At 42.8% G+C, this 20,380-nt stretch carries 18 protein-coding genes, 1 tRNA gene and 1 pseudogene; 8 read left to right on the top strand and 12 right to left on the bottom strand.

Annotation, left to right across the window (positions count from 1 at the left end):
* Positions 1-9: 9 nt before the first annotated feature.
* Positions 10-1,095, bottom strand: coding sequence for a tRNA guanosine(34) transglycosylase Tgt (gene tgt / locus QZV86_RS04520; RefSeq protein ID WP_295624472.1), 1,086 nt, complete (start codon positions 1,093-1,095; stop codon positions 10-12).
* On the bottom strand, positions 1,092-2,126 hold the full coding sequence (gene queA, locus QZV86_RS04515) for a tRNA preQ1(34) S-adenosylmethionine ribosyltransferase-isomerase QueA (RefSeq protein WP_295624470.1): 1,035 nt from the start codon (positions 2,124-2,126) through the stop codon (positions 1,092-1,094). The genes tgt and queA overlap by 4 nt, the downstream gene beginning before the upstream one ends.
* A gap of 118 nt (positions 2,127-2,244) precedes the next feature.
* Here queA and QZV86_RS04510 point away from each other — a divergent pair.
* Positions 2,245-2,331 (top strand) — tRNA-Leu (locus QZV86_RS04510).
* Positions 2,332-2,450: 119 nt separating this feature from the next.
* Here the strand turns inward: QZV86_RS04510 and QZV86_RS04505 are convergent.
* Positions 2,451-2,921 (bottom strand): hypothetical protein, encoded by a 471-nt coding sequence (locus QZV86_RS04505; protein WP_295624468.1) that lies wholly within the window; start codon positions 2,919-2,921, stop codon positions 2,451-2,453.
* 434 nt (positions 2,922-3,355) lie between these two features.
* Between QZV86_RS04505 and QZV86_RS04500 the strand changes: the two genes are divergently transcribed.
* Positions 3,356-4,222, top strand: coding sequence for an SH3 domain-containing protein (locus tag QZV86_RS04500; RefSeq protein ID WP_295624466.1), 867 nt, complete (start codon positions 3,356-3,358; stop codon positions 4,220-4,222).
* A gap of 4 nt (positions 4,223-4,226) precedes the next feature.
* Here the strand turns inward: QZV86_RS04500 and QZV86_RS04495 are convergent, their stop codons facing one another.
* Together QZV86_RS04495 and QZV86_RS04490 are read right to left on the bottom strand one after the other, a co-directional pair.
* The gene (locus QZV86_RS04495) at positions 4,227-5,903 is read right to left on the bottom strand and encodes a diguanylate cyclase (protein ID WP_295624464.1); all 1,677 of its coding nucleotides are present in this window, start codon (positions 5,901-5,903) and stop codon (positions 4,227-4,229) included.
* 23 nt (positions 5,904-5,926) lie between these two features.
* Positions 5,927-6,331, bottom strand: a complete 405-nt coding sequence (locus QZV86_RS04490; RefSeq protein ID WP_295624462.1) for a group III truncated hemoglobin — start codon at positions 6,329-6,331, stop codon at positions 5,927-5,929.
* A gap of 417 nt (positions 6,332-6,748) precedes the next feature.
* Here QZV86_RS04490 and QZV86_RS04485 point away from each other — a divergent pair, with 417 nt between their 5' ends.
* Positions 6,749-8,359 (top strand): NAD-dependent malic enzyme, encoded by a 1,611-nt coding sequence (locus tag QZV86_RS04485; protein ID WP_295624460.1) that lies wholly within the window; start codon positions 6,749-6,751, stop codon positions 8,357-8,359.
* 30 nt (positions 8,360-8,389) lie between these two features.
* Here the strand turns inward: QZV86_RS04485 and serB are convergent, their stop codons facing one another.
* Positions 8,390-9,220: a phosphoserine phosphatase SerB gene (serB, locus tag QZV86_RS04480; RefSeq protein WP_295624458.1), complete on the bottom strand. Its 831-nt coding sequence runs from the start codon at positions 9,218-9,220 to the stop codon at positions 8,390-8,392.
* A gap of 18 nt (positions 9,221-9,238) precedes the next feature.
* The gene (locus QZV86_RS04475) at positions 9,239-10,657 is read right to left on the bottom strand and encodes a GGDEF domain-containing protein (RefSeq protein ID WP_295624456.1); all 1,419 of its coding nucleotides are present in this window, start codon (positions 10,655-10,657) and stop codon (positions 9,239-9,241) included.
* A 353-nt stretch (positions 10,658-11,010) separates the two neighbouring features.
* Here QZV86_RS04475 and QZV86_RS04470 point away from each other — a divergent pair, with 353 nt between their 5' ends.
* From QZV86_RS04470 to QZV86_RS04455, 4 genes are all read left to right on the top strand, one after another.
* Complete coding sequence (locus QZV86_RS04470) at positions 11,011-12,507, top strand: leucyl aminopeptidase (protein WP_295624454.1); 1,497 nt, start codon at positions 11,011-11,013, stop codon at positions 12,505-12,507.
* 35 nt (positions 12,508-12,542) lie between these two features.
* Positions 12,543-12,983 (top strand): DNA polymerase III subunit chi, encoded by a 441-nt coding sequence (locus QZV86_RS04465; RefSeq protein WP_295624453.1) that lies wholly within the window; start codon positions 12,543-12,545, stop codon positions 12,981-12,983.
* Between the two features lie 17 nt (positions 12,984-13,000).
* Entirely contained in the window at positions 13,001-13,360 is a 360-nt protein-coding gene (locus QZV86_RS04460) for a hypothetical protein (protein WP_295624451.1), read from the top strand.
* A gap of 141 nt (positions 13,361-13,501) precedes the next feature.
* Entirely contained in the window at positions 13,502-16,264 is a 2,763-nt protein-coding gene (locus QZV86_RS04455) for a valine--tRNA ligase (RefSeq protein WP_295624449.1), read from the top strand.
* 107 nt (positions 16,265-16,371) lie between these two features.
* Here the strand turns inward: QZV86_RS04455 and QZV86_RS04450 are convergent.
* The 5 genes and pseudogenes from QZV86_RS04450 to QZV86_RS04430 form a co-directional block, all read right to left on the bottom strand.
* Positions 16,372-16,554: pseudogene (locus QZV86_RS04450) on the bottom strand (transposase); the annotation flags it as partial.
* A gap of 22 nt (positions 16,555-16,576) precedes the next feature.
* Positions 16,577-16,831: a hypothetical protein gene (locus tag QZV86_RS04445; RefSeq protein WP_295624447.1), complete on the bottom strand. Its 255-nt coding sequence runs from the start codon at positions 16,829-16,831 to the stop codon at positions 16,577-16,579.
* Positions 16,832-17,056 (bottom strand): hypothetical protein, encoded by a 225-nt coding sequence (locus QZV86_RS04440; RefSeq protein WP_295624445.1) that lies wholly within the window; start codon positions 17,054-17,056, stop codon positions 16,832-16,834.
* Between the two features lie 37 nt (positions 17,057-17,093).
* The gene (locus QZV86_RS04435) at positions 17,094-17,750 is read right to left on the bottom strand and encodes a hypothetical protein (protein ID WP_295624443.1); all 657 of its coding nucleotides are present in this window, start codon (positions 17,748-17,750) and stop codon (positions 17,094-17,096) included.
* 115 nt (positions 17,751-17,865) lie between these two features.
* Positions 17,866-18,783, bottom strand: coding sequence for a LysR family transcriptional regulator (locus QZV86_RS04430; RefSeq protein ID WP_295624441.1), 918 nt, complete (start codon positions 18,781-18,783; stop codon positions 17,866-17,868).
* 198 nt (positions 18,784-18,981) lie between these two features.
* Here QZV86_RS04430 and QZV86_RS04425 point away from each other — a divergent pair.
* The coding region (locus QZV86_RS04425) for a form I ribulose bisphosphate carboxylase large subunit (protein WP_295624439.1) at positions 18,982-20,380 on the top strand (1,399 nt) is incomplete at its 3' end.

Here is a 20,380-nt window from a genome sequence, read left to right as displayed (position 1 = left end):
GATGACCGCTTATGCCAGAAATTCTTGTACATATTCCTCAAATCGCTGATTTTCAATCGCATCACGAATTTCTGACATAAGTTGCTGATAATAAAATAGGTTATGAACAGTATTCAAGTGTGCGCCGAGCATTTCATTGATACGCTGCAGATGATGCAGATAGGCGCGACTAAAATTCTGGCAGGTATAGCAGTCACAATGTTCATCGGGAGGTAATGTATCCAAGCGATAACGGCTGTTACGCAATTTGATGATCCCATTACGCGTATACAGCCAGCCATTGCGGGCGTTGCGGGTTGGCAGCACGCAATCGAACATGTCGATACCTTGTGCCACTGCATAAACAATATCAGCAGGCGTTCCGACACCCATCAAATAGCGTGGTTTATCAGCTGACAGCAGCGGTGTAGTGTGTTTTAAAATACGCTGCATATCCGCTTTGGGCTCGCCGACGGATAAGCCACCGATGGCGTAACCGTCAAAACCGATTTGGTTCAAACCGGCAAGCGAATGCTCGCGCAAATGCTCATACATGCCCCCTTGCACGATGCCAAACAATGCATTTGGATTTTCATCGTGTGCTTGTTTGGAACGTTCCGCCCAGCGCAGACTCAACTCCATCGATAGTTTAGTAGCGATCTCATCGGCTGGATACGGTGTGCATTCATCAAAAATCATTACAATATCAGAATTTAAGCTGCGCTGGATTCGCATCGACTCTTCCGGAGACAAGAAACAACTATCGCCATTGACCGGTGATTTGAAATGGACCCCCTGTTCGGTGATTTTGCGCAACTCTCCCAGGCTATACACTTGGAATCCACCTGAGTCGGTTAATATCGGACCATGCCAATCGATAAAGTTATGTAACCCCTGGTGCGCCTCGATAACCTCTAATCCGGGCCGCAACCATAAATGAAACGTATTGCCTAGAATGATCTGCGCATGAACTGCTTGCAACGCCGCAGGCGACATGCTTTTTACAGCACCATAAGTCCCTACGGGCATAAAAACTGGTGTCTCGATTGTACCATGCGCCAAAGTCAGTGTGCCCCGGCGGGCTGCTTTATCGGTGGAATGCAGTTGAAATTTCATGAGTTTTTCTCAATCAGCATGGCATCTCCATAACTAAAAAAACGATATTGCTCTTTAATCGCATGTTGATAGGCTTGGCGAATATTCTCCATGCCGGCAAAGGCCGAGATCAACATAAGTAAGGTTGAGCATGGCAAGTGAAAATTGGTTAATAATCGATCAATTATTTGGAAGCGATATCCCGGCGTGATAAAAATCCGCGTATCGCCATATCCCGCAACTAATCCACCCTGATGAAGCGAGGCACAGGCTTCCAGTGCTCTCAGAGATGTCGTGCCAACCGCGAGAATACGCCCGCCTGACAATTTTGCGTGCTGGATTGCCTCAACAGTGGTTTGTGGAATGTGATAAGTTTCACTGTGCATCGTGTGATCGGCAATATTTTCAACGCGCACCGGCTGAAATGTTCCTGCGCCCACATGCAAAGTAACATAGGCAATAGTGACACCAATAGTTCGCAATTGTGCCAGCACATCGATATCGAAATGCAAACCGGCAGTTGGCGCCGCAACAGCTCCGGAGTTTTTGGCGTAAACCGTTTGATATCGGGCCTCATCAGTTATTGTAGCGGGACGGGCAATATAGGGGGGTAGCGGTAACAGACCATAGCAATTCAGTAATTCTGCAACGGTTTTTTCATGTTCAAAGCGCAGCGTATAAAACTCTTGTTCACGTGCAATCACGGTTAATGGTATCGCATCAGCCAGAATGAGTTGCGAATCCAGTTTCGGCGCATGACTGGCGCGTATTGTTGCCACAGCATGACGATCATCTAACACGCGCTCCACCATCACTTCCACTTTGCCGCCACTGGCTTTTTTACCCAGCAGGCGCGCTTTGATCACTTGCGTATCGTTAAAAACCAAAACATCCTCCGTCCGCAAAAAATCGGAAAGATGAACAAACAAGGCATCCTGCCAGTGATTTTTGATACTATCCAGATAGAGTAGGCGACTGCCACTGCGTTGTTCAGCGGGAAATTGTGCAATCAGTTCGGGGGGCAGATAAAAATCAAAATCCTGAGTCTTCATGCTATATATTATACCGGCGCAATTGGTTTTCCGCCCATGCTGCTTGCTGTACGCCAGGTTTTCAGTGATAATTGCGCCTTCTGTTTATTCAAGCACTCAAAAACAGTCAAATAGCTTGGCCGAGATGGCGGAATTGGTAGACGCACGGGACTCAAAATCCCGCGATGGTGACATCATGGGGGTTCGATTCCCCCTCTCGGCACCAAATCCAAGCAACTTTCTAAGTTTCTCCTATATACCTTTCATTTCTTTTATTTTTCATACAACGCCATATTACTGTTAGCGGCTAAAGTTTAGCAGTACTAGAAAATTTACAAACTTCTTTCATTCTGACTCCGCATATTCAATCAAGTAATCCCATACTAACTTATTCTCTATCCTCTGGTTTGAGTATAAATAAATATCTTTTTTAAAATCTCTAGCCTGCCCGGGAGGAATTGAAAGATAGATGTATTCTTTTTTTTCTGCAAAAATGATGCAGTGCGTATCATCATTATTCGTGCAATCTTTTACAGTAATTTTTAACTGGAGACCACTCAAAGTATATTTTTCTGAGTTATTAACGATGCGTCCCGTCAATTCATAATTATTGTCTCTAGTTTCAAAAGATATGTTTTTCAAGGTTACTTCTGAAGCAGAAATTCTGCTTTTGGATTTATTTTTTTCATATTCTTGATACCCCAAAAATAAAGCACCTCCCACAATACAAATCAAAACAACAAAACCTGCAAATTTTCTAAAGCGTGCTGATACTACAAGCAAGATTAAAACAATAATCCCGAAAAGCCATTTCATAAAAAGCTCCTGATATAAAAGTTTATTTTGATCCGCTAGGAAAGAAAACTGATCAGTGAATCTGAATTCATCATTAGCTCAGAACGTCGCAGGGATCTGGATTGATTATTGATATTTTATTGTATTGAGCCCACCAAAGAGTATTTGCTTGCAAAAAGATTACTTACGGAACAATTTTCATTAAATAATTAGAACGGCTTGTATATTCCCACATAGAGAAAACCAAAAAGCTGGCAGCAATAAAAACTCAGTTTCAAGCACATTCGATTGTCGACATTTCTTCTTAAACCTGTAAAATCAGATAATTCTTCAGTGCGCTCTATTTTTTATTAATTTCTTAGATTTGTAATTAATTTACGGAAGTATAAATGGGCAATAAAGATTTCTTGCATCGGTACTACAATTAAACCAGCTCAATCTTAAAACACATGAATATGAGTCATTTAATAAATGTCACTAAGAATGTCATGCTAGGCGATCCAAAATTATTGAAAATAAAAAATATAAAACTTTTATTCTCATTGGTATCATCTTTTCCAACCAAGCTTTTCGGCTCATTATTAACCCAAGTTATTCTATGTCTATTCGCCTTAAATTTGATCGGGTGCGCATCCCAAGAGCCGATTCCAATTCCAATTCCAGACATTAAACCAGTACCAGTGGCAACACCTCAGGATGAAAGCTCAGAAAAGGAAATTGATCGCTTAAAAAAAATAATTGCAGAAAAAGATCAAATAATCAAGAATCAGCAGATTAAGCAAGATAGCCAGGCGCAAACACTGCAAGAAGTCAATCAAGAGGCGGCTCGATCGCAAGTAAAGCTGCATCGATTAGCTACTAAGCCAAGCACTGCTTCCGCATTAGCAGAAACTGAAATAATCCTAAATCGCCTCAAACAAACTCAAATTCCAGCAACCGATCAAATCCTGCAGATACAAGCATATCATCTTGTTGAAACAGCCTCAGTTCTTTTTACTCAGGATCAATTTGCTGCAGCCATGAACTACATTGCACAGGCAAAGCAATTGATCGACTTGATTACCCATCCTAATCGCAAGAAATCAACCGATGAAAATAATTCCTTCTTTGAATTTAATACACCGATACAATTGCACACAAAAACGAATGTCAATATGCGCACGGCTCCAAGTGCTAATGCAAAAATAATCAGCACGCTAAAAAAAGACACAAAGGTGTCAGCTAACGCTAGCTTAGGTTTATGGCTACGAGTTCAACTTGACCAGAATCAGGGGTGGGTTCTGAGTACAGGACTTGAAGCAAGAGAAAACAACACTCCATAGTATATTAATTATGTTGCTGCTTTACCTCAGGCATAGGCGTTGCGCAGTGGACCTGATTACGCCCAGAACGCTTTGCTTGGTACAACGCACTATCAACACGGGATAGTAGCATCGTCAAAGACAAATCTTCTGGTTCACTTTGGATGATCCCGATACTTAGTGTAACTTTCAGCGTTTTATTGAGCGAACTACAATGCACACTAGCCACTTGCGCTCGTATCCGCTCTGCAGTTTTCACCGCCTCATTTACAGAGGTTTCAGTCAGAATAATAATAAATTCATCACCCCCATAACGAGCCGCGAAATCAACATTGCGAATTGATTGTGAGATCTTTTTCGCTATCGCAGCGATAACCTCATCACCAGCTATGTGTCCAAGGTTATCGTTTAAATTTTTAAAATAATCAACATCGATCATCAGTGCAGCAAAAGGCCGTTTGTTCCGTTCATATCGAGCTAGCTGATCGCTAATGATCATATTTAGTTTATTGCGGTTATAAAGACCCGTAAGGCTATCGGTAACCGATAACGTTTCCAATAATTGATTTTTTTTCTGCATAGCATCACTTGCAGCGTTTATTTCGCCCTGATTCTGCCGCAACTTATCAGTCATCTGATTAAATCTCTGCGTAAGCTGCCCTATTTCATCGTGCTGTGAATTAACCAATTCGACGTCAAGATCACCCTTTACAATTTTCTCTGTTGCGCTAATTAGTTTTTGCAAAGGAGTCACAATGGCATGACTCATACGCAATGCAATAGCTGCTACTACAAGAATCATTATGCTGATCAGACCAGCAAACAAATCACGTTGCTGCTCCCAAGCCGAATAGACAAATTGATAGTTTCTGAGCGCAATTATCGTGATAGAAGGTTTCTCCGACTCGTATGCCAGACCAACCACTTTTTCTTGCTGTGGCCCAAGAAAAATCTCGTACTCTCCCGGTTTCTCTTGCAAGCGACTCATCATGTCTGAATCAAACAACTTGGACTCATTTGTGTTAAGAATCTTGGCATCGCTGGCCAGTATTATATTTCCAGCTTTATCTAACAGCAGAACTTCGCCAGGAGGAGATTTAACTTTATCTTTCAAACTTGATTGAATGCTGCGCATATCAAACGTCACAATTAGCGCTCCCAAGATATAGTCATCGATCGACAATATGGGCACCGAGACACTTAAGATTGCAGTTGCATAATTCTCATTCCACTCTGGAGAAATTACCACATCCCCCTGAATAGAAGCATCTTCTGGCCAGTCCTGTGACAATGTTACTGAAAACGGTATTGCTACATTACTCGCAACTATTCCGCCCTCTACATCAACCACCGTCAACTCCAGTACATCCTCTAATCGCCTATGCACTGATTTTAAGTAAAGTTCCAGAGCTCCTTGCTGTGCTACAGACGTATTTTCCTGAGATTGACTTCCTAAAGATAATTCCTCAATAAGAATCTTAGAAGTTGAAATGGATGTCGAAAGATCGCGCGCAATTAAAATTTGTTCTTTAACCCATAAATCCGACTCCCGGCCAGCATAATTAGCCAGTGCACGCAATTCACGCGTAGTATTCTCGTTAATCATTGTTTCATTTTGCTGAAACGAAAATACACCCAACCCCACAGCAGGAATCAGTGTAGCTAAAATAGAGAAAACAATAATTTTGCTTTTAATATTCAAATTCAGCCTTGATAGATCATAAGTTACATCGTACGAAGCGCTACGGGTTGTTTATCCGGATAATTGCTGATTTGATAGCCCTGCCATAATCGACCTGCGATAAAAGATGCGATTGCGTTGGCTTGCTGCTGTAAATTCGAATTACCCAGCTCCTCAGTCGTTTGCCGAAAAATTTGAAGCCAGCGTTCAAATAATTCGGCAGTAAGTTCTGGCAGCACAATATGCTTGGGCATCGGTGCTCCACGAAATCTGCTAGTTCCGCGTAATTGCGCTGACCAGAAATTAGTCATTTGTACAAAATGCGCTTCCCAATCGATCACATGCGCCTCAAAAATAGGACCTAACGCTGGATCTTTTCTGGCTTTCGCATAAAAAGTATGCACTAATTGTGCTACATCTTCTTCAGTATATAAACTGGGATTAGGCATGGGAAAATGCGTTTGATTCATAATTTTATTGATTACCTCATTAAGGTTATTGATTAAAGTTAACTAAGGATAGTTTTACAACAGGACTTTTAAACTTGAATCGAATCTATTGTCGTGGAAAATCAATTCATACTACTGATGTGAATTTTCTTTTTGCATCACCTCGCGATACAAAAAGAAACATCAAAAATACGCTGTCACAATTTCACCAAGCTTGTTGCGATTACTCAAATCCGACTAGATTTATCCGAAAAAAATTTACCAAATTACTGAAAATAAAATTCTTAAATATTTCTTACTGGAACGAATAAGTCTATCTCTCGTTGCCTGGATTGTCCAACTTGAAATCACTCAGAATTATCCAGAATAGCAAGATAGTAGTATGATCATCTAATCTTCTAAGAAATCCCAATTACTATGAAAAACTTAAGCGGAAGAACACTACTTACAAATCCAGCTCATACCAAGTCAACTGGATTCACACATGCAGAACGCGAACTATACGGCCTGCGAGGATTGCTCCCTTACAATGTTGCAAGCATTGACAGGCAAATAGAGCGCGTGCTCGGCAGCCTGCGTCGCAAAAATAGCACCATAGAAAAATATATATTTTTAAACGCCTTGCTGGAGCGCAATCAGCAGCTTTTCTATCGCACCATGATTAATCATATCGAAGAGATTATGCCATTAGTCTATACCCCGACCGTTGGAGAAGCTTGCAAAGAATTTGCGCATATTTATAGGAGTGCACAAGGATTCTATATTTCTCCTGAAGACCGTGGTGAAATTGCCACCATCCTAAAAAACTGGCCTGAAGAAGATATTCGAGTCATTGTTGTAACCGATGGAGAACGGATTTTAGGCTTGGGAGATTTAGGCGCCAATGGCATGGGTATTTCCATCGGCAAAGTCGCCCTGTATGTTGCATGTGCCGGAATCCATCCAGCGCAATGTATGCCAGTCATGCTCGACGTAGGCACCAACAATATACCTTTGCGTGAAGACCCACTTTATCTAGGTTATCCCTACCCACGTATTAACGATGATGTCTACCGTTCATTAGTGGATGAATTTGTCAAAGCAGTGCAATCGCGTTACCCAAATGCATTGATACAGTTTGAAGATTTCTCGTCACCTCATGCATTTGAATTTTTAGATCGCTATGCTCCGAAAGTACGTTGTTTTAACGACGATATACAGGGAACCGCCGCAGTTACCCTAGCGGGCATCTATACCTCATGCCGTATTACCAAGAAAAAATTCACCGACCTGAATATCATGTTCTTGGGTACCGGGTCTGCAGCAAGCGGAACTGCGGAACTGGTGATAAATGCATTTCTTGCCGCTGGATTAAGTCAATCGCAAGCACAGAAAAGACTTTGGTTTATCGACAGAAAAGGGCTTGTTACCTCGCACAACAAAAATATTAAGCCACGCATCCAACCCTTTGCGCACGATCATGCTGCTTGCAGTTTTGTTGATGCCATCAGTACAATCAAACCGGACGTGCTGATTGGCGCTACCGGGGTAGCTGGAACATTTACTGAGGCCGTTGTGCGTGAAATGTCTACAGCCAATGAGCGTCCTGTCATTATAGCCTTATCTAATCCAACCTCGCATACGGAATGTACGGCTGAGCAAGCCTATCATTGGAGTAATGGACAAGTTATTTTTGCTAGCGGCAGCCCATTTGACGCCGTAACTTTCAAGGGTCAGTTATTTAAGCCTGCGCAAGGTAATAATGCTTATATCTTTCCAGGCATAGGCCTTGGTATTTATGCCAGTGCCGCGCGACTAGTAACACAAAGTATGTTTCTGGCAGCCGCAGAGGTACTGGCAAACATTGTTTCAGAACAAGAAATCCACAGTGGCGCAGTTTATCCCTCTCTGACTCGAGTGCGTGAAGTATCTCACGCCATCGCTGTCGTTGTCTGCCGAGTAGCAATCCAAGAAAAACTAACCAGTTTGAGTTTTCCAGAGGATATTAGCAGCTACATTAGGTCATTGATATATGAACCGAATTACTAGATAACCCACCGCATTAAAGAATCTGTCGGTTCAGGTGAATAAATTGACAACACCATCCAAGCCCACATAATTGATCGAATACGTCGCATGCTGTTTGACAATGGGTTTGGCATGATAAGCAATACTAATTCCAGACTCGGACATCATGTCCAGATCATTTGCGCCATCTCCAATCGCAATGATCTGTTCGCGCTTCAATCCAAGTGTATCACGCACCTGCTTTAATACTTGCGCCTTTCCTTGTCTGCCAATAATGTCTCCCACTACTTTTCCGGTCAATCTATTATTTTCAATCTCCAGTATATTGGCAGCCGCAAAATCGAGCCCCAATTTTTCTTTAATCCGTTCGGTGAAAAATGTGAAGCCTCCAGAAAGCACCATTGTCTTTATGCCAAATCGTTTAGCCTGCTGTAACATTTTCTCGGCACCGGAGCTAAGTCTGACACGTTCATCATAGACTTTCTGCAAAGCATCTTGATGCACACCTCGCAACAGCCAAGTTCGGCGTGTCAGGCTTTCCTCAAAGCTTATTTCGCCTTTCATCGTTTGCTGTGTTATGGCTGAAACTTGAGGTTTGATATTTTGCATATCCGCAATTTCATCTATGGATTCAATTGCCAGCAACGTGGAATCCATGTCCATTACAATTAATTTAATGTCGGAAAGCTTTTGCTCAGGGGTTATAAACGCACAATCCAATTCCGAGCGCGAACAATACTCAGGAATATCATTGAACTGTATCGCGTTTGTCAAACGAAAGGCTTGACCGGTAATCCGTTCAATTCCGTCTGCATGAGATAGTTTTGCAACAGACCGTAAATCGCTGTTATTAACTTCCAGCCCTTGGATGATTAGATTCATAAGTAGTATAGGTCTAGTCTAGCTAGGACTCCATTCTATAATTTGATTTCGTCCCGCATGTTTAGCCGCATAGAGTGCTGAATCCGCAGCCTTAATTAAGTCTTTTGCATCATGAAAATGCGTGGCATTTTCATGATATGAAACAACTCCTATGGAGGCAGTAATATGAATAATGCTGCTGCTATCAAACTTGTACGAAATTGCGGCAATCGAATCTTTTAAGCGGGCAATCAGGTTCCTTGCAGCAGAAAGCGGCGTCCCCGGAAGAATCAAAGCAAATTCTTCACCACCATAGCGACTCAACGTATCATCCTGGCGGATTTGGTCAAAAACTGTTTTTACTACAGCGGCCAAAAGTGAATCCCCCGCAATATGGCCATAAGTATCATTGACGTGCTTAAAATGATCAAGATCAATGATTGCAACCGTCAACGGCAAATTATATTGTGTTGCCAGATTAAATTCTCGCCGTAATGTATCGTCAAAATACGTACGATTATAAGCACCTGTCAATCCATCGCGCTGTGACTTATCTTCCAAATCCCTGATCCTAGATAGACTATGGATCATCAACAATTCTTTGGCTTCAGCTAAAATCCCATTGACTTCTGACGGATCATGCAACGTCATTTCAAACAAATCCTCAACAGCACTCAACCCGACTTCCATGATTTTAATAACATCAATGAGTACATTTGTATCAAATCCAAGCCAGTTTTGTGCCTCTTGATTTAAGGCGGCTATTTTATCAGCATCATGAGGGTACAAAAAATAATCCGCCATATAGCGAGAAACTACCAAACATGCCTGCAAGGTTGGGCCAAAGTTTTTTGGTTCCGGCTGGCTGTGGCTATTAATACACGATAAAGCTATGTAATCAGGGATATGCCATTTTTTGAGTAAAGCATACCCTAATTCATCATGTCCAGCACCAAATGCCTCACGCTCGTTTTTAAGCAATGTATCATGATCAGTAGTTGATGCAAAAACCTGTCCATATTCTTCCGGCATAATAACCCAAAATGCAAGAATGCCAATTTCCTGAATTAAGCCTGCTAGAAATAAATCATCCAGAAAATTCAATTCAAGCTTTTCCCCAAGTGCACGACTAGCTAGCGCTGTAGCTATCGACCTGCGCCAGAAAATATTGCTATCAAAAGCAGAACCTTGGCTCGATAAAGGATTTTTTATTAGGGAATTCGTTAAGGAAAAAGATAAGGCAATAACAAGCACGGTATGCGTACCAAGTATACTGACAGCTTGGCGAATATTTGTCGCAGTCCGGCGGGATTTATATAATGGGGTATTAGCAGTTCGAAGTAATTTTGCAGCAAGCACCGGATCCATTGAAATATATTGACAAACCGCTCCGATATCGGCATCAGGGTCATTCGCCAGTTCAATTATTTTAACAGCAACCGCGGGCAAACTCGGCAACGTTGCACAAAAATTTAATCTCCTTTTCAATACATCGTCAATCACTTATCGCCCTTATTGTCATACAATACTTATATACTATTGAGTAACATACTGATTATAATACATAGCATAGCATAGCATCTTGTCTTATTTCCACAAGGATTATCTTATCTACTATAACTTCTGAAAATATTCACCATACCCTTATCGGCTCTAATCAGAGGCTCATTTTTTTAACCAAATTGTATGTGATTAGATTATCGTAGAAATTGTTTTGATTATTTGGAACAAAGCAGTTATAAGACAATCAACTGGATAAATACTAAACTAATTAATTGTTCGAAAGAACATTCTTGCTAAAGGAGTCAAACGTGGATTTTGGAATTAAAATTGGAACCTTGGAGAAACAACGAGGCGCTTGTGCTGTAGTTGGAATTTTCGAATCAAGAAAAATGACTGAGTCGGTAAAAATATTGGAAAAAACCACACAAGGGCATATTAAAAGCATACTCGCGTCGGGCGATATCAACGGAAAAGTAAATACCTCCCTGTTACTTCATAATGTCCCGGGGACGCAGTTTAAAAGAATTTTATTAATTGGGTTAGGAAAAGAGCAGGAATTTAATGAAAAAACATTCTTAGCGGTGATCAATTCAACGTTAAATGCCTTGCACAAAACAGCGGTGACTGATGTCATGCTGTTTTTATCTGATTTTCCTATTAAAGCGCGGACAAATGATTGGAAAATCTCCCAAACCGTCATTGCTACAATCAGTAGCATTTACCGATTTGATCAGCTAAAAAGTAAACCTGAGAACAATCAGAGCAAATTACGCAAGATACTATTTTGCATCGATACTCAGGCAGAACTCATTGCGTGTGAACAGGCCATGCAACAAAGTTTAGCCATTGCTCATGGGATGAATCTTACAAAAGATTTGGGCAATCTTGCTCCGAATATCTGCACCCCTACTTATCTTGCCACGCAAGCCAAAGATCTTGCCAAAACGTATAAGCTCAAGGCATCCATATTAGATGAAAAAGATATGGAAAAGTTAGGTATGGGATCTCTTCTCTCTGTTGCCCGCGGTAGCGAACAACCAGCAAAGCTAATTGTGCTGGAATACTATGGATTGGGTAAAAAAGAACACCCCATTGTTTTAGTTGGCAAAGGAGTGACTTTTGATACCGGTGGTATCTCGCTCAAGCCTGCTGCTGAAATGGATGAAATGAAATTCGACATGAGCGGAGCCGGTAGCGTGTTGGGAACGATACTTGCAGTTGCCGAAATGAAATTACCGATCAATCTGGTTGTGATCATACCAGCAACCGAGAATATGCCCAGCGGTAACGCGACAAAGCCTGGAGACGTAGTAACCAGCATGTCCGGCCAGACCATTGAAATTTTGAATACCGATGCGGAGGGACGCCTGATTTTATGCGATGCATTAACCTACGCCGAACGCTACAACCCCAAAATAGTGATTGATATCGCCACCTTGACAGGCGCTTGCGTAATTGCACTAGGCAATCTCACCACTGGCCTGATGAGTAATGATGACAAGCTTGCGCAAGAATTATTAGATGCTGGAGAACAGGCGGCTGATCGTGCTTGGCAACTGCCTTTATGGGATGAATATCAGGATTTACTAAAAAGCAATTTTGCAGATATCGCCAATATCGGAGGAAGAACTGCAGGAACCATCACGGCTGCTTGCTTCCTATCCCGATTTACCAAGAAATACCGTTGGGCGCATCTGGATATTGCAGGAACAGCCTGGAAATCAGGTAAAGATAAAGGAGCAAGCGGTCGACCAGTGCCGTTATTAACACAATTCTTGATTGCACAATCCAAGGCCTCTAACTAGAATTCTATCAGTCTAAATTCAATACACTGACTTTTATGACACATATTCTTTTTTACTCGGGATCAACCGATAAGCTACAAACAACGTGTCGGCTTTGCGCCAAAGCAGTACAGAAAAATATGAGAGTATTGATTTACACGCCCGGATCAACATTGCTAGATCAGTTGGATAAATTACTATGGACATTTTCACCTACCAGCTTTATTCCTCATTGCAATATCTTGGACGATGATCAGTTGGTAGGCGCAACACCGGTGATTTTAAGTAATCAAATTCAAGTAAGCTCTTTGTTTGATGTATTGATTAATCTGCATGATCAGCCTCCAAATTTATTGGATCAGTTTAAGCGATTAATTGAAATCGCAGGCACCTCTCATGAGGACAAACTAGCAGCACGCGAACGCTACCGTTTTTATAAGAATGCCGGTTATGAGATACAACATCACCATTTAAATGATCAGCTCGATCCACATTAACAGCCACTTCTTCTATCATGGATGAAAATAAACCTGCAATCGATTTTGATGATGCTGCAATACTGGAGAAATTTCGTAGCTTACTCAACAAATATCAGAGTCAAGGTAAAATTACTCCCGCAATAAGTAATGTCACGCTCTCTGCAAACGCGCAGCATTCCGACAAGACAGCCTCCATGGATGCAGGTACAATACCGTTATTGAGCGAAGTGGTGGTACTTCATCCGTCCGTAATTCAACTGCAGCCAGCACGCCCAACACCGATCCAGCTAATACTCGAAGCCGCGTTAAAAGATGCTAATATCGAAATGGATACTCTGAACAAAAAGGCGCTAGCAAACGCTTTGGAAGCTCGATTGACCAATCAAGTTAAATAACCGTTACAAATACTACCCCACTGTAGTAATAGATATGTCGACCTGCATCTGAATAACCTGCGCCCCTTGTCATGCGCTCGGATATGACATCCAGTAGTATAATGGCTATTTTCTTAGCAGAATTCACACCCTTAAAATTTCATGAATCTCGAAAAAAGTTTTGACCCTAAGCATATTGAAAATCTTTGGTATTCCAAATGGGAATCCGCCGGATATTTCAAACCTACTGCCACTGAAGATCGCCCCGCCTATTGCATCATGCTGCCGCCTCCCAATGTTACCGGCACACTGCACATGGGGCATGCGTTCCAGCACACCTTGATGGATGCACTAACGCGCTATCACCGCATGCGAGGGTACAACACTTTATGGCAACCGGGCACTGATCATGCCGGCATTGCTACGCAGATTGTAGTTGAGCGTCAACTGGATCAGCAGAACCTCGATCGTCGCAAAATGGGCCGGGAAGCATTTTTAGAACGGGTATGGCAATGGAAAGAAGAATCTGGTTCTACCATCACCCGGCAAATGCGACGCCTGGGTACTTCTTGTGACTGGACGCGCGAGCGTTTTACCATGGATGACGCATTATCACGTGCTGTCACCGAAGTATTTGTTCGCTTATATCGTGAAGGACTGATTTATCGCGGCAAGCGGCTGGTGAATTGGGATTCTGTTTTGCAAACTGCCGTATCCGATCTGGAAGTCGTTGCAACTGAAGAAAATGGCTCATTGTGGCACATTCGCTATCCATTGGAACAAACGGATGGTTCTGGCACAGAACAAACGAACGCTTTAATTGTCGCCACTACTCGCCCAGAAACCATGCTGGGTGATGTAGCCGTCGCCGTGCATCCCGAGGATCCGCGTTATCAACATCTAATTGGGCGACACCTCAGACTACCGCTGTGTGAACGCACCATTCCAATTATTGCGGACACTTATGTCGATTCTGAATTTGGCACCGGTTGTGTGAAAATTACTCCAGCTCACGACTTTAATGATTATCTGGTTGGGCAGCGACATCATTTGGTACCGATCAACATTTTCACCTTGGACGCAAAAATCAATGATATGGCTCCAACCGAATATCAAGGTATGGATCGTTTTGAGGCCAGAAAAAAAATTATTGTCGATCTGGATGCGCAAGGTTTTCTGGTTGAAACCAAACCTCACAAACTGATGGTCCCACGAGGCGATCGCACCAATACCATCATCGAGCCAATGCTGACTGATCAATGGTATGTCGCAATGGAGAATTTGGCCAAGCGAGGATTAGAAGTTGTTGCCGCTGGTGAAATTAAGTTTACGCCGGACAACTGGACGCATGTTTACAACCAATGGCTTGAGAACATTCAGGATTGGTGCATTTCACGCCAATTATGGTGGGGACACCGTATCCCGGCATGGTATGACGAAGATGGCAACGTCACCGTGGCCCATAGTCTGGAAGAAGCGCAGAAACTTTCCGGCAACAACAATCTGAAACAGGATGATGATGTACTGGATACCTGGTTTTCATCGGCACTCTGGCCATTCTCTACTTTGGGCTGGCCAGATGAAACGCCAGAACTGAAAACATTTCTGCCGACATCGGTATTGATCACGGGGTTTGACATCATTTTCTTCTGGGTAGCACGCATGGTGATGATGTCGTTACATTTCACCAACCAAGTGCCTTTCAAGGAGGTTTATATTACGGGTCTAATCCGCGATGCTGAAGGTCAGAAAATGAGCAAAACCAAAGGTAACGTACTGGATCCTCTGGATTTGATCGATGGCATTACCCTACCCGATTTGATCGCAAAGCGCACCACCGGACTGATGAAACCGAAAGAAGCCGAATCGATTGAAAAAAATACCCGCAAAGATTTCCCTCAGGGTATTTCGGCTTTTGGAACCGATGCCTTGCGTTTCACATTTGCCAGCCTGGCTTCGCACGGTCGGGATATTAAATTCGATCTGCAACGTTGTGAAGGATACCGGAATTTCTGCAACAAACTCTGGAATGCAACACGCTTTGTGCTCATGAATTGTGAAGACAAAGATACGGGATTGGACAAAACATTACCACTCACTTATTCTGCAGCCGATCAATGGATCATCAGTCGATTACAACAAGCTGAACAAGCAATTGAACTGGCATTTACCCAGTATCGCTTTGATCTTTCAGCACGCGAAATCTACGAGCTGGTTTGGGACGAGTACTGTGACTGGTATGTTGAGCTGGCCAAAGTACAACTAAACAACCCACAGGATTCGATTCAACGAACAACACGCAGAACGCTAGTGCGTGTATTGGAAACCATGCTGCGGCTGGCACATCCTATCATTCCATTCATTACCGAGGAACTATGGCAGAAAGTCGCACCACTGGCAGGAAAAGAAGGTGCAAGCATTATGTGCCAGCCATATCCAATTGCTGATACAACAAAAATCAATCAACAATCCATTGAAGAGATTCTGTTACTCAAAGAAATAATCAATGCCTGCCGTAATCTGCGCGGTGAAATGCAACTATCACCCGCACTCAAGGTGCCGCTTCTGGCTGCCGGTGATTCACAAATATTGGCAAAGTATTCGCCCTACTTGCTTGCATTAGCCAAATTATCAGATATGGAGATTCAATCAGATGGATTACCTGCTGCAGATGCTCCGGTGGCGATTGTCCGAGATTTCAAATTAATGCTGAAAATTGAGGTAAATGTGGAAGCGGAACGCGAACGCTTATCCAAGGAAATTACCCGCATTCAGGCAGAAGTATCCAAAGCACAAACTAAACTTTCCAACACCAGCTTTGTAAAACAAGCCCCGGCGCAGGTTGTCGCACAAGAAAAAGACCGCCTGGTTACATTTAACAAAAAACTCGATCACCTAACTTTACAGCTGGAAAAACTGAATTAGCTCATCTCAAGAAAATCGAAAATCCACAAAGATGTGCCGTCAATTAAGTAGAGCCTACTCAGAAATTCAGCGATCAGTTATACGCAGCCAAGCAAAAATGAATCGCCCCGGATTCCCTGATCAGTCTCTGCTCGTCTTACCCATATGCGCAATGTCTCCGCTGTACAGCCAATCTTTGATGCGATCGATTTGATCGCCGACCATTGCGATTCATACTCCTTTTGGCGTTCAAATACCAATCTTACCGCTCGTTCCTGTACTTCCGGTGAATAACTGATTTGATTCTTCATCTCTTCTTCCTCTCAAATCATTTTATCTCCAGAAAATCCGGGGCGATTCACTGAATCCACCGTGCCAGATTCCTGACAGCAACATTTTTAACAGCAGCAACCCGGGATAGGCAGGACGGTCTGCGGCATCAAATGTAGAAGCATAATATTCAGCGATTGCTTTTTCTATCGGTTCCCAATCAATCAGGTAATCGATTTGATTGCGAAAGTTTCCTTTGCGGGTGCGGCGGGTGACACCAAATATTACCGCTACATAGAAAATATTTTGAGCTGGCAATTACGTAGACCTAGCAAATCGGGCCGCGTCAATAATTGACCAAAGATGAAAAATTCCGCCGATGATTGCAGGAATAATCAGCACCGCAAAAAAATAACCTGTACCACAAATAGCAAAAAACAAAAAAGCTGGCAACAAACGTCCCTGCACCAGCTGCCCTAACCCCGGTATAAAAAAACTGCATACTGCAGCTAATACGTTTCCACCCGATCCCTGCTCTGACATTATTATTCGTCCTCTTTATTTATTTCAATAAGTTAATTCACGCGTCGGTTGTATTTTTATCTTTAGTTGGCTGATCATAATCAATACCCACCATATCGCCTGCCATCTTTTTTTCACGAATTTCATCCAAATCTGCTAACTTATTTAGCCGCAGTGTTGTTTCCTGGGTCACCTGATCAAGCTTTTTCATTGACTCGGGTGACAACGTGTTATTTCTATTAATCTCCAGTTTAAAGAAATGTAAATTGTTCAGAAAATTACCAGTAATATCCTGTACTGTTCGCATAGTCGCTTTGAGTATTTTTAATTTTTCTTGCTGAATTTCAGCTTCTCTAAGCGACTGTAAGTGTATTAGTCGTTCTTGATGCAACTGGTTAACGCTATCGCGCTGCGATAATGTTAAAACGGTTGTGACCCAGATTGCTAAGATACTTAGAAAGCGATTGGTATAAGCTATATACATTTCAACTCCACTGGGCGGCGATCCTAGATATCCAACCCAAACTAAAATGGTACAGAATGTTGCAACTGCTATGGTGAAGTGTTTGTGCGGTGATTTCAATGAAATTAATACTACAATAATATAGGGAACGCCGCCAGCAATACCCAATGATGTTTTAACATCAATCAATAGAATCAACAACGCGCTTAAACTACACCATAAACTAACAATTACTGTAGTCGATCTATGCACTTTGATAGCAATTTTATCAAGTTAAAGTTGATTATTTATTAAGAATTATGCTTAACTAAAAGTTAGGCACTTCGCACACGCAAGAATGCGTGATATTTTTATATTAGTCAAAGTATTATGATCGTTTCGACACCAACATCAGCTTTTCTGCTTCTTTCAGCAAGAATTCTCTAAATGCATTTGCAGTACTGGATAAGCGTTTATTTTTCCGATTCACGACATGCCAGTAACGCACAATGGGAAAACCCTGAACATCCAAAATTTTCAACCGGTTCGTTTCAAGTTCCAGTTCCGCAGTATGCTGCGACATGATACCCAACCCCATACCTGCCTGTACAGCTTGTTTGATAGCTTCAGTCGTATCTGTTTCCATGCCTTTATTAATCGTGATTTTGTGTGCAGCAAAAAAACGCTCCATGGCACTGCGTGTGCCAGAACCAGATTCCCGCACTAAAAAGGTCTCTTCGGCCAATCGTTCTACGGGAATAAATCGCTCGATGCACAATGGATGATCCGGCGGCGCTACGACAACCAATGGATTCTCCATGAAAGATTCGCTATCAATATCCAGATTCTCGGGAGGCTGCCCCATAATTGCAAGATCAATCAAATTATCCGCCAGTTGTTTCAAAACTGCTTCACGATTGGAAACATTTAAACTCACGGTCACACCTTGGTAACGTTGGCAAAATTTTGCTAATAAATGCGGCGCAAAATAATTCGCTGTAGTAACGACGGAAATATTCAGCTTGCCACGTTCCATACCTTTTAATTCATCTAAAGCCACTTCCATATCGGATAGCTGCTGGGCAATCGATCGGCTGTATTGATACAATTCACGTCCCGCTTCGGTCAGATAAATTCGTTTTCCCAACTGCTCCAATAACGGCAAACCAATGTTGCCCTCCAGCTGTTTGATTTGCATGGAAACAGCAGGTTGTGTCAAGTGGAGCTCATCAGCTGCACGCGAATAACTCAAATGCCGGGCAACCGATTCAAACACTTGCAATTGACGTAATGTAAGATGTAGCATGTATCGCTTCCCCAAGATTTAGTATAAGCAATGCCTTATTGTACACATCAATATTATTGATTTGTTCTTATGGATATATAACGCTATAGTGTCATTCATAGATTTAAGTAGTCATGTTTGTTGTTTGTAACGCAATCTCCCCTCGTTTCTGTCCGATATTTTGACTGGAGTTGAGTGGAATTTAACTGGAGAAAAATTATGGCAGTAAAAACATATAACGCAGGTGTAAAAGAATATCGACAAACTTACTGGACCCCTGATTACACCCCATTAGACACTGATCTTCTGGCATGTTTTAAAATTACGCCACAACCCGGTGTACCTCGCGAAGAAGTAGCTGCTGCAGTAGCTGCAGAATCTTCTACGGGCACCTGGACTACGGTATGGACCGATCTACTGACCGACTTGGACTACTACAAAGGGCGTGCCTACAAGATTGAAGATGTACCTGGGGATGACTCTTGTTATTATGCTTTCGTAGCTTACCCAATCGATTTGTTTGAGGAAGGCTCGGTAGTTAACGTGTTGACCTCGTTGGTAGGTAACGTATTTGGCTTTAAAGCGCTGCGTGCATTGCGTCTGGAAGATGTCCGTTTCCCGATTGCTTATGTCAAAACCTGTGGCGGACCTCCTGCAGGTATTCAAGTGGAGCGCGATCGCTTTAATAAATACGGTCGCGCGCTGTTAGGATGTACTATTAAACCTAAACTCGGTCTGTCAGCAAAGAACTATGGCCGTGCCGTATACGAATGCCTACGCGGCGGCTTGGATCTGACCAAGGACGATGAAAACATTAATAGCCAACCTTTCATGCGCTGGCGCGATCGTTTCCAATTCGTGGTGGAAGCTTGCCAGAAAGCCGAACGTGAAACCGGAGAACGCAAAGGTCACTATCTTAATGTAACCGCACCAACCCCAGAAGAAATGTATAAACGCGCAGAATTTGCTAAGGAATTAGGCGCGCCAATCATTATGCATGATTACTTAACGGGTGGTTTAACAGCCAATACGGGACTAGCAAACTGGTGCCGCAACAACGGAATGCTGTTGCACATTCACCGTGCTATGCACGCCGTGCTTGATCGCAATCCACACCATGGCATCCATTTCCGCGTTCTAACCAAAGTGCTGCGTTTATCAGGCGGTGATCACCTGCATTCCGGCACTGTGGTCGGCAAACTTGAAGGTGATCGCGCAGCAACTCTCGGCTGGATCGATACCATGCGTGATAAATTCATCAAAGAAGACCGCAGTCGCGGCCTGTTCTTCGATCAGGACTGGGGTTCGATGCCCGGTGTATTCCCGGTTGCCTCAGGCGGCATTCACGTTTGGCATATGCCGGCGCTGGTCGCGATCTTCGGTGACGATGCTTGCTTGCAGTTTGGCGGTGGCACCTTGGGTCATCCATGGGGTAACGCTGCGGGTGCTGCTGCTAACCGGGTTGCATTAGAAGCCTGCGTAGAAGCACGTAACCAAGGCGTTGAAATCGAGAAAGAAGGCAAAGCGATTCTGACCAAAGCAGCCAAAAGCAGCCCTGAACTGAAAATCGCCATGGAAACATGGAAAGAAATCAAGTTCGAGTTTGATACGGTTGATA

It is taken from the genome of uncultured Nitrosomonas sp. (assembly GCF_902826915.1).
Taxonomy (GTDB): domain Bacteria; phylum Pseudomonadota; class Gammaproteobacteria; order Burkholderiales; family Nitrosomonadaceae; genus Nitrosomonas.
Note: the sequence above shows the minus strand (reverse complement) of the source record. Positions and strands in the feature narration are given on the sequence as shown.